At 41.6% G+C, this 9,440-nt stretch carries 11 protein-coding genes; 6 read left to right on the top strand and 5 right to left on the bottom strand.

The window, feature by feature from the left end:
- Positions 1 to 397: 397 nt before the first annotated feature.
- From ACM0OX_RS14405 to ACM0OX_RS14395, 3 genes are read left to right on the top strand one after another with little or no spacing between them, the layout of a single operon-like run.
- Complete coding sequence (locus ACM0OX_RS14405; RefSeq protein ID WP_094328129.1) at positions 398 to 607, top strand: DUF2997 domain-containing protein; 210 nt, start codon at positions 398 to 400, stop codon at positions 605 to 607.
- A 39-nt stretch (positions 608 to 646) separates the two neighbouring features.
- Positions 647 to 1,033: a DUF1257 domain-containing protein gene (locus tag ACM0OX_RS14400; RefSeq protein WP_414515615.1), complete on the top strand. Its 387-nt coding sequence runs from the start codon at positions 647 to 649 to the stop codon at positions 1,031 to 1,033.
- Entirely contained in the window at positions 1,033 to 1,494 is a 462-nt protein-coding gene (locus ACM0OX_RS14395) for a ferredoxin (protein ID WP_094348434.1), read from the top strand. The genes ACM0OX_RS14400 and ACM0OX_RS14395 overlap by 1 nt, the downstream gene beginning before the upstream one ends.
- A 118-nt stretch (positions 1,495 to 1,612) precedes the next feature.
- Here the strand turns inward: ACM0OX_RS14395 and ACM0OX_RS14390 are convergent, their stop codons facing one another.
- The 3 genes from ACM0OX_RS14390 to ACM0OX_RS14380 all read right to left on the bottom strand — a co-directional run bounded on the left by ACM0OX_RS14390 (position 1,613) and on the right by ACM0OX_RS14380 (position 4,633).
- Complete coding sequence (locus tag ACM0OX_RS14390; RefSeq protein ID WP_094348435.1) at positions 1,613 to 1,897, bottom strand: YiaA/YiaB family inner membrane protein; 285 nt, start codon at positions 1,895 to 1,897, stop codon at positions 1,613 to 1,615.
- 276 nt (positions 1,898 to 2,173) lie between these two features.
- On the bottom strand, positions 2,174 to 3,778 hold the full coding sequence (locus ACM0OX_RS14385; protein ID WP_414515621.1) for a DUF4335 domain-containing protein: 1,605 nt from the start codon (positions 3,776 to 3,778) through the stop codon (positions 2,174 to 2,176).
- A 249-nt stretch (positions 3,779 to 4,027) separates the two neighbouring features.
- Complete coding sequence (locus ACM0OX_RS14380; RefSeq protein ID WP_334836946.1) at positions 4,028 to 4,633, bottom strand: DUF3038 domain-containing protein; 606 nt, start codon at positions 4,631 to 4,633, stop codon at positions 4,028 to 4,030.
- A gap of 679 nt (positions 4,634 to 5,312) precedes the next feature.
- Between ACM0OX_RS14380 and ACM0OX_RS14375 the strand changes: the two genes are divergently transcribed.
- Positions 5,313 to 5,492, top strand: coding sequence for a hypothetical protein (locus ACM0OX_RS14375; protein WP_414515613.1), 180 nt, complete (start codon positions 5,313 to 5,315; stop codon positions 5,490 to 5,492).
- Positions 5,493 to 5,959: 467 nt separating this feature from the next.
- Here the strand turns inward: ACM0OX_RS14375 and ACM0OX_RS14370 are convergent, their stop codons facing one another.
- On the bottom strand, positions 5,960 to 7,222 hold the full coding sequence (locus tag ACM0OX_RS14370) for an FGGY-family carbohydrate kinase (protein WP_414515611.1): 1,263 nt from the start codon (positions 7,220 to 7,222) through the stop codon (positions 5,960 to 5,962).
- A gap of 200 nt (positions 7,223 to 7,422) precedes the next feature.
- Here ACM0OX_RS14370 and psaM point away from each other — a divergent pair, with 200 nt between their 5' ends.
- Positions 7,423 to 7,512: a photosystem I reaction center subunit XII gene (gene psaM, locus ACM0OX_RS14365; protein ID WP_040630342.1), complete on the top strand. Its 90-nt coding sequence runs from the start codon at positions 7,423 to 7,425 to the stop codon at positions 7,510 to 7,512.
- Between the two features lie 307 nt (positions 7,513 to 7,819).
- Positions 7,820 to 8,230, top strand: a complete 411-nt coding sequence (locus ACM0OX_RS14360) for a hypothetical protein (protein ID WP_414515609.1) — start codon at positions 7,820 to 7,822, stop codon at positions 8,228 to 8,230.
- A gap of 225 nt (positions 8,231 to 8,455) precedes the next feature.
- Here ACM0OX_RS14360 and ACM0OX_RS14355 read toward each other — a convergent pair whose 3' ends face one another.
- Entirely contained in the window at positions 8,456 to 9,175 is a 720-nt protein-coding gene (locus ACM0OX_RS14355; RefSeq protein WP_414515607.1) for a tetratricopeptide repeat protein, read from the bottom strand.
- Positions 9,176 to 9,440: the final 265 nt, after the last annotated feature.

The raw sequence follows: 9,440 nt of genomic DNA, 5'->3' as shown, positions 1-9,440 counted from the left end.
ACGACCCTTATTTATGAATTCACTATTTTGTTATTCTGTCAATGCGTAAGTCCTAGAATGGTAAGAATAAAGTTTTTCAATAAATTTTATATTTTTGTGAATTATCTTGCTGGCTATACTACCTCTAATGCTTATTCTTAGGACTTTTGCAGCTTACTTAGCTAGCTCCAGTTGTTACCTTGACTAATCAATGAGGTTAAGAGAAACTAACTAAATACTGATGTGTGTGCTTATAATACTAATAAGTTTTGTAAAGATTCTGAGATATATATGTTGAAACATGGAACATTAGTTAACAAATGGCGAGTTTGTATCTAAATATGTTCCTACGGCTATATTTTTAGCCTTCTGCTAAGGCAGTACAATTTAAGCGTACTTATCCTGGTTGACCAAAAGAATGGAGACATTAGAGTTCATAATCTATCCAGACGGTCGGGTACAAGAGAAAGTCACTGGCATTGTGGGTAATTCTTGCGCTGAAGTTACAGCAGCAATAGAGGCACAGCTGGGGCAAGTACTTAATCATGAGCCAACCTCAGAATATTTCGCCGCCAAGGTGCAGCAATCTAATGTGGCGAATACACACACCACTTACAGCGATTGGTAAGTTTTCACAGTAGTTTAGTGTTATTAATTCACAACCACCATGTCACACTTTAGCCAAATTAAGACTCAAATCCGTAACCTTGATTCTTTGAAAGATGCTTTGACTGAATTGGGCGTAGACTGGAAACCCGGCCCACGCGAAGTCCGTGGCTATCGCGGTCAAACTCATCCTGCGGAAGTTAGTATTGAGCAGGAAAATGGCTATGACATCGGTTTTAGATGGAATGGCAAAGAATATGAATTGGTGGCTGACTTGCAATATTGGCAGCAAAATTTGTCTGTAGATGGATTTTTGCGCCAAGTAACACAGCGCTATGCTTATCAAACAGTTGTGAAAGAAACCGCTCGTGTTGGTTTTCAAGTTTCTGAACAACAGAAAAATGAAGATGGTTCAATTCGCCTGGTACTACAGCGCTGGAGTGCTTAATGGCTGATTTTCTGCCGTCGCCGGAAGAACAAGAAGATAACCGTTCCGGTTTGGAACCAGAACTAGGGGGTTTTTTACGGGATGCCCCAGAACGTTCTGGTTTAGAACCGGAATTGGGTGGTATATTGCGCCAAAATGGTGTTTATGTTGACGAAATAACCTGTATTGGTTGCAAGCATTGCGCTCATGTTGCGCGTAACACCTTTTATATTGAACCAGATTATGGGCGATCGCGCGTGGTTCGGCAAGATGGGGACGCTGAGGAAATTATCCAAGAAGCAATTGACACTTGTCCAGTGGATTGCATTCATTGGGTTGATTACACTGAACTGAGAAAGTTAGAAGACGAGCGCAAATATCAGGTAATTCCTATAGTGGGTTATCCTGTAGAACAGGCAGTTGCTGCTAGCGAACGTCGGCGTAAAAAGCAAAAGTTAAAAACCAAAAAATCCCGTTATTAAGATAAAAACGTTAAATCAATATAATAAAGGACTGGTATATCCAGTCCTTTTGTTTTTCGTTATGTGGTTAATTTCCGCTGCACGGATAATTTTGAATTCCCTGAAAGGCTAACTCCCTTCATTTGAAATTTAGAGGATCGTGTTGTGAAAGTAATTTTTCTACTTTTGCCTCGTCTAACCTCGCAGTTAATCTTCTTGTTTCATGCAAGTCTCTAGTAGTTTTTGCCAAAGTAAAAGTTGAGCCAACAGAGAATGCCATACCCATACCCATAAAGCCTTTCACCCAGCCATTTACAGGTAAGTTTACAATACCAAAGGTGGTCATAGAAATAGAAATCACAAAAGCTGCCCAAGTTTGAATAACCCAAGCTGCACTGTCTTTTTGGGTACCAATTGTTTGCATATTTCTTACCTTTTATATGAGTTATTAATACCAATTCTTAATTATTAATTAAGAAGCGTAAAATTTAATCTGGGTTTCCAGACTTGTATCTATAGTTTAGTTTTGGAGAATTGGTGTTAACAGTAATTATATTTATTGGTAGGTTTACTGATATCAATAGTAAGACCAGTTTCATAACTGGACTTCAACAGGTAAGCTCAAGAGCAATTGTAATAAGTAGAAACTGGCACAAGATTTGTACCAGTTTTACAAGTGGCATTAAAAGGATGAGTTTAGTTATTCATCTGGAAAAGTCTGTACCTTGCCATCAGGACTGAGAACAACTCGAATTCTGACATTTTGTCCATTTTTATTAGCGGAAACAAAAGGTTTGCCAACTTCAGGCATCCCAGCGTTATCAACGAATTCTCTTGCTGCCTTATTAAGGGGAAAAATTCGTTCAATTGTGCCGTCAACACCAACTACCAAACTGTACTCTAATGTTTGTCCCAGTCCAGTAGGTGGTTGCCAACGCTTTGTTAAGTATTGTCTAGCTTCTGCTACTTGAGGTGTGTCAAATAATGTGCCAGTAGCTACTTCTCTGGATGTGGGGTTTTTACTTGCGTCCCCTAATTGATCGATAAATGGATTATTAGCAGCAGTTCTAGAGGAGGGAAGTTGTGAAGTAGGTTTCTCTCCAGTAGAAGATTGCTGTAAGGCACTGATTCTTTCGTCTAGCTGTTGTGAAGTTAGTGGGGAGGGTTGGGTTGGGGTATTGACACGATTCTTACTGGGTATGGTGTCAAGAGATGGAGGCAGGACTGGTGAGATATTAGTTGGTAAGCTACTTGCGTTAGAAGATAGTCTGGGTGGCAAATTTCGCAGTTGAGGGATAGCACCGGGTTGGGAACTTGACCCAGTTGGATTCTGTGCCAGATTTGGTAATATGGCAATTTCCTGGCCTGGGATTTTGCTGGATGGTGAAGGCATCGCTCGATTACTAGGAAGGGTTGCAGTCGTCCCTTGAGGTATTGTCAATGTATTTGGTGGCGGTGCAGAGAAACTACTAGAACTAGGGGCTGTTAGAGGTGCTTGGGGTAAAGTGGATGTGGAAAGTGGAGGGGTAGAACCTAGCAAATTATTTGATGGAGGGGTTAGCCCAGGTTCAGGGGTGGGAAAGTTTAGTGAGGATGAAGGTTCTAGAGCAGTCTTTACTGCTTCTGAATTTGATGTTTTGGCTGTCTGCTGTTGCTTTTCTCTAATATTGTTAGCATATTGCCAAGTAACTGGTAAAAAACCTACACCTAATACTAATACTGCGGCAATAGGCGCCCAAGCAGGAAACCTTAGAGTCGAACCTGTGCTGTTGAGAGTTGGAAGTGCCATGACATCAGTTGAGTATTCATCTAAAGCACTTGCCAAATCGAATAGTTGCAGCAAACTGAGTTGAATTACAGGGCCAGATGAATAGTTGGCCAGAGAACCAAGAAATAGGTTGTGAGTTAAATAGCTGCTTGGTTCTAAGTGGATATTTGCCCCTGGAATCTGGTTACTAAAAGCATTTAATGTTTTTGTTGAAGACTTTAATTCCGGATCGTCCAGTGCTGTGCTTGACTCTTGGGTACTTGAGAAACTGACCCAAAAGCTTTCTGGAGACTGTTGGAGAAATTGCTGTACATAGTTGGTGACAGCATCACATAAAGCTTCGAGTTGCTCGCGATCGCCCCGAATTGGAACTCTTTGTTCTTCTGGGAGTCGGGGATCGTCAAAACGTAGCTCAAAACTCAGATGTTTGAGGACAGTTTTCCCCATCCAACGAGACAGAGGTGAGCTTTGCGCGAATACTTCTAGCGTGCAAGTCGGTGGTGTGTAGCAACGAATAACTGAATTTGATAGAGGCATGACAGGAACTACGAAGAAGACTATATTGGGATTTTGCAAAAATTGAGCCAGTTGCTTGCCAAGAAAAGTTGGAACGGTGGATTCTTCCACTCAAAAATTTGTCAGGTTCCTTCTGTTATGCAAACTGGCATGCAAGCAGGAAGCATTGTTGATAGTGCATCGCTCAAGAGCTAATGACCACCAAAAAGGAATCCTTACCTAGCAAACTTTCATGAGCAAATTTTGGTTGAAGAATTTCAAATCTAAAATTTAAAATTTTGTTGAACGGTCTATAAGTGCTAGCCAGAGACGGCGATGCCCACCAGGAGCGCTGTAAAAAAGTAAATCTACAAGCAGTTTTAGGGCCAGGTTGGTTAGTAAATCCGTTGAGATTTGCTCGTCCTCTTCCATCCGCTCTTGGTAGGTGTTGCAAAAAGCATCAATATAGTCTCCAAGTAAAGCAGCCTGGTGAGGTTCCCGGTTATTTTCTGCCATTTGTTCTAACAGACCAACAGCGCGGCGAATCAATTCCTGGTGCTGTTTGGCTAGGTAGCAGACGATCAAAACAAGCGATCGCGCTTCTTCGACATCTAGCTTTTTTCGCCCTCCTTGACCTTTGCGTAGAGGATTTGATTGGCGCAATCGCCATAAAGCTACGCGGTCTGGCACTCTTGACTCTAAATTCAGATCGGTTGCCGCCGAAAGCATTGCCTCTGAACCAATCCCAGTTAAGGTTTCTAGCGCTAACAGCACCAAGTCTAATTGGGTTTTGATATTGTCCCATTGAACTGTGTTTGGGGCTGGAAGCTTGCTTAAATCCTCCCACTGGGAATTTGGAGTGGCTGAGTTGGCGGCCGAGTGCATAACTTTTAGCATAGGTGATCGAGCTGATAGGGGATGTTGCTGTTACCCATTTTGAAACCAGACTCTTAAGAATCAAGCTTGGTTTCCCATAGATAGCTATGAGCCAGAGGCTTCAGCTAGCTTTTTTATCTGGTAAACAGTAGGTATCTTTGTCTTACTCTAGATGAAAATTTATTTTCGACAAAGTAAAAAATTATCAATTCTAATTAAGGTTTACCCGACTTTCGCTGTTAGCTCCGTATCAGAGTATAAATAAACTATTGTTTTAAATGCTAACCGCTAGCGATCGCTAATTAATTATGTAGAATACCTCCTAATTTGTTTGCGGTTTTAAATTTTGAAATTTCTTGATATTTATTACTTGGTCTTAATGTATACATAATTACTCTACAAATATTTTACCTGTTTGCTAAAGGCACTTTTTCCTGCTGGACATTATCTCGACTTAGTTTTACTTGTATGCAGCCTGTTATTTCAGTATAGGCTGGGCAACATCAGGACGATTGACGCCTCCATGAATAAAACTGATGACAAACTTAAAAATTTGATAAAGTCAGTGTTTGAAGATGTTAAGCGATAGATTTATTCCAACTTAGTTGGTAGTATAACTCTAACCACAAACCACGCACATATCAAAACTCATTTATGAAGTTAATTGTCACTCACCGGGAGGGCAATCGCTAGAAGCCTGATGAGGCAATCAGTACAAGGTATACTATTAGAAAAAAATGGGCGCTTGTATTTGTTATTAGAAAAGAATCGCGCGATGCCTGCGGCGGGCTACGCCTACGCTTGCTATACAAAAGCTCTAGAATCCAGAAATGGCAAATGTTTTCGGAGAGTGACAGAAGAGGGGTATATTACTGTGTGATGCTGCTACTGTCAAAATAATAGTAGTTTTAAATACAAAGTATAAAGCCCCTGAACTGTCAGGAAATACAGATATTTATCAAATGATTCAGCTACGCAAACACAGCAAAATGTGAGCAAGCCTTTTTGATATATCCCAAAGACTTGACACAGCCACTAGATATTAAAAGCGATAAAATCCGAGTCCGCAGCCTCACCTTTTCCCTAGATGATAATCTCGATCGCGCAGGTCAAATCTTCTTAAAAAACCTTTTTCTCCTAATCCCTTCAGAACCCACACTAATAATTAGTAAAGGGGATGGATGACATTCGCTTGCTGCAAAGCACCCATCCCCGAATAGCTGCCCAGATTATGAACCTGGAATCTATAGTCCGGTATCTAATCATCCCAGTATCGGCCGAGATATGTCGATTGTCACTGGGATAGATACTGATTTAAAAGATATCTACCAAAAGATGCGTTGTTGATTAACCCCTTTTTCTCTCTCCCATCGCCAACAGCGCTGTCCCGTAAGCAGCTTCTGTATTTACTGACGCGATTACAGGAACCTGCAAATGACGTTCCCTAATCGCAGTCCAAGTATGATTCGCTGCGCCACCGCCAGCAGTATAAACACGGCTCAACTTGTCTGCGCCCATTTGCTGTAATAATTCATACCCTCGCGCTTCTATGCGGGCAATGCTTTCTAATAACCCATGCAAAAATTCCACTGGATTATCTGGGCGTGGTTCCAAGCGTGGGGGTAGATTGGGATCGTTAATGGGGAAGCGATCGCCTACCTTCAATAACGGATAATAATCTAACTCGCTGGCTTTTGACGCATCAATCTCCCGGCTAAGGCTGGCTAACTCAGCGTTGGTGAAAAATTGCTTTAGTACTGCACCCCCAGTATTAGAAGCGCCCCCAGTTAGCCACAAATCACCCAACCGATGGCTGTAAATCCCATATCTGGCATCTTCTACACGGGTAAGACTTAACAACTTTAGTACCAACGTGGAACCAAGGGAAGTTACGGCTTCACCAGGTAATTTTGCCCCACTGGCGAGAAAAGCCGCAATACTATCGGTTGTACCAGCACATACCAAACAATCACTGCGTAAACCGAATTTATCCGCAATTTCAGAACGCAATTCGGCAATCGGAGTCCCAGGAGTTAAAACTTTGGGTAGCTGAATCGATATTTGCAAATTTTCTAGCCATTCTGGGTATTTCAATTCTTCCACGTCATAACCCAGCTTTAAAGCATTATGGTAATCGCTAATCCCCAACTGTCCATGCAGCAGAAACGCCAGCCAATCTGCTTGATGCAGGAAATATCTAGCTTCACTAAAAGATGGTAATTGCCTCATCCACAAAAGTTTGGCCAGGCTGGAGGTGGCACTCAACACGGTATGATTGAGGGGTGCGATACTCCTCAAATGCTCTAGGACACACGATCCCCGCGCATCGTTATACAGCAATGGTGCATCTACAGGGTTGCCAGCAGCATCGACTAGCAAGACAGTGGAAGAAGTCCCATTGATTGCGATCGCTTTAATTTCTCGCCGTAATTGGTCAGGTATTTGTTCCACCAACGCAAACAAAGCCTCCTGCCAAATTTTGGGCATAACAGGCGCTGGTGAGTCGTGGAAGGGATATCGCACCTCTACCTGAATACAAGAGGCTTCCTCGTCAATCACCACAGCGCGTGCGCCAGACGTGCCGAAGTCGATACCCAGATATAAATTCATAATTTTTATAAATTTTTTTAATGGAGAATAAATAAGAACTACTGACCAATAACTGCTTTTGTTGCATCTTGTAACAAGATATTCCACAATTCTGGCAAAACAAGGAAAAGTAGTAAACGAACTGTTCAAAATCAATTCAGGTTAGGAGGTTTTCAGCCATGCCTATCTTAGATACTCTGTACATCGCTCAGATATCTTCCATCTCAGATACTCAAGTCTACATCGCTCTAGTTGTAGCCTTGATCCCAGGAGTTCTAGCTTGGCGATTAGCCACAGAACTTTACAAATAAGGCTCCGATGTGACACAGTTAAAAAGCTAATAATCCTGGCAGTACGGGGTGCAATTTCCAGACTTTATGGCTTTATGTCATAAGTACCTAGAAATCTTGCACTTACGTAAGCCAGGTTATTTTTTAACTAGTGCGACACTTGTAGCTATTTCAAAAAAATGAAGTAATATGACAGCTAAATCAAGCATTCAGGAGTACTGAGTGCTAATTCAGCTCTGAGTGCTGAGTTGGAAATTTCACTTAGCACTCATAACTCAGCACTCTTGATAGTGTTTCCCTTCACTAAGCGAGGTTATCTTTTAGCATCATGAACGCGATTCAACCTTCTAGACCACCGTTACAACCCATACAAAAACGCCAGGTCATTTCTCGACCAAAGCGGCATCTTCGTCAACGTTCTTACCAGGTGATGGCACTAGAAAGTACAGCCAAAATAGCGGTTAATCTCGTGATTACAGCCGTTGCAGCATCTGCTTTAACACAACTCTTGCCTTATCATTGGTTACAGCAAGAAAAATTGCGAGAAATGAGTACTGAAGTTAAGCTGATGGAAGGACATGTCAATGGTTTGCAGGCAGAATTTAGCCGTAACTTTGATCCCCAAGAAGCTAAAATTATTAGACAACGACAAGGATACCGATTCGATCCCAGCCAGCGTCAGATCGTGTTGATGAATCAAGATCGCCGAGAAGATGAGCAAACAGACTCGTCACCCTAAGACAAATGGCGAATTTGGGATTATTTAGGTTTATTGTGATTCAGACTACGTATAAGCTGGGTGTTAATTTATATTATTGCTAATAAGTAATGGTTAATAGCTAATTTTTGAATAGCTATGTAGTTATCATCTATTAGTCATTAGCGATACAGCGTCACTAAACTCTAGTTCAAAATTAATCAATTATTTTGAATTTTGAATCCCCCAGAAGAACTAATCTACCAATTAGGACGCTGATTGAGATAGTAACTCGTCTAGCCAATTTTCGAGTTGTAAACGCAAGCGACAACCAGTAATATCCTTATTGTTGTCGAGAGAAGGTAGTTGAGTAAGGGCGCGACGATAATCAGCGATCGCACAATTCCAGTCGCCCCAAAGATGGTAAGTTCTGCCGCGTTCAGCCCAGATATGACCTTCTAGTTGACCGAAAAGCAGTGCGAGTTCAAAATTCTCAATTGCCACTTCATATTGCCCCAAATCACGCCAGGTAATGCCTCGGTTAATCCATGCCCGGACATGGTGAGGTTTCAAATCAATTGCTCGATCGTAGTCGGCAAGTGCTACTGCTAATTCTCCACAAGCCGCGTAGTAATTTGCCCGATTATTATAAGCACTAGCCAAATATGGATTAAGTTTAAGTGCGGTGTTATAGTCGTAAAGCGCTTTTTGCCTTTGGCCACTTTGGAAATAAATTAGCCCCCGGTTGTTGTAATCAACGGCATTGTGGGGGTGGCGGCAAATTAGTTGGGTTAAAAGTGCGATCGCTTCGGTATAATCTCCTTGTTGAGCCAACCTCAAAGCACAAGAGCGCAAGTCGCTATCCCCAAAAATAGATGCGTTGCGATCGCTTTTCCTCCGCTCTTGAAGTTTGTTTGTAGTATTTATAACATACTTATATTGATTACTTTGCTGGTCATCGTCAGCTAAAAATGAGTGAATATTCATCTTTCCCTGCTTGAAATCCCTGCTTTTTTAAATAAAAATCTAGTTTTTTAACTCTGGTGGTTTTACCACTATGTCTATTTTCAAGGTACTTATGGTTACTTGAAAGCCATCTTAAGACTGAGATTTAAACTACTTACACCAGTAGAAATCTACCCCTTAAATAAACAATTGCTCCTCAAACCTATTCATAGATACTCGATCCCGAAGATGAATTCCCGAAATAACAGACGTTAATCTCAAAGACTAGTCAAGTAGTGAGAGCAGC

It is taken from the genome of Nostoc sp. PCC 9305, assembly GCF_963920915.1.
In the GTDB taxonomy this organism is placed as follows: domain Bacteria; phylum Cyanobacteriota; class Cyanobacteriia; order Cyanobacteriales; family Nostocaceae; genus Nostoc.
Note: the sequence above shows the minus strand (reverse complement) of the source record. Positions and strands in the feature narration are given on the sequence as shown.

Coding starts and splice junctions, on each gene's coding strand:
- ACM0OX_RS14405 (WP_094328129.1), top strand. CDS start 398: ATGGAGACATTAGAGTTCATAATCTATCCAGACGGTCGGGTACAAGAG.
- ACM0OX_RS14400 (WP_414515615.1), top strand. CDS start 647: ATGTCACACTTTAGCCAAATTAAGACTCAAATCCGTAACCTTGATTCT.
- ACM0OX_RS14395 (WP_094348434.1), top strand. CDS start 1,033: ATGGCTGATTTTCTGCCGTCGCCGGAAGAACAAGAAGATAACCGTTCC.
- ACM0OX_RS14390 (WP_094348435.1), bottom strand. CDS start 1,897: ATGCAAACAATTGGTACCCAAAAAGACAGTGCAGCTTGGGTTATTCAA.
- ACM0OX_RS14385 (WP_414515621.1), bottom strand. CDS start 3,778: ATGCCTCTATCAAATTCAGTTATTCGTTGCTACACACCACCGACTTGC.
- ACM0OX_RS14380 (WP_334836946.1), bottom strand. CDS start 4,633: ATGCTAAAAGTTATGCACTCGGCCGCCAACTCAGCCACTCCAAATTCC.
- ACM0OX_RS14375 (WP_414515613.1), top strand. CDS start 5,313: ATGAGGCAATCAGTACAAGGTATACTATTAGAAAAAAATGGGCGCTTG.
- ACM0OX_RS14370 (WP_414515611.1), bottom strand. CDS start 7,222: ATGAATTTATATCTGGGTATCGACTTCGGCACGTCTGGCGCACGCGCT.
- ACM0OX_RS14360 (WP_414515609.1), top strand. CDS start 7,820: ATGAACGCGATTCAACCTTCTAGACCACCGTTACAACCCATACAAAAA.
- ACM0OX_RS14355 (WP_414515607.1), bottom strand. CDS start 9,175: ATGAATATTCACTCATTTTTAGCTGACGATGACCAGCAAAGTAATCAA.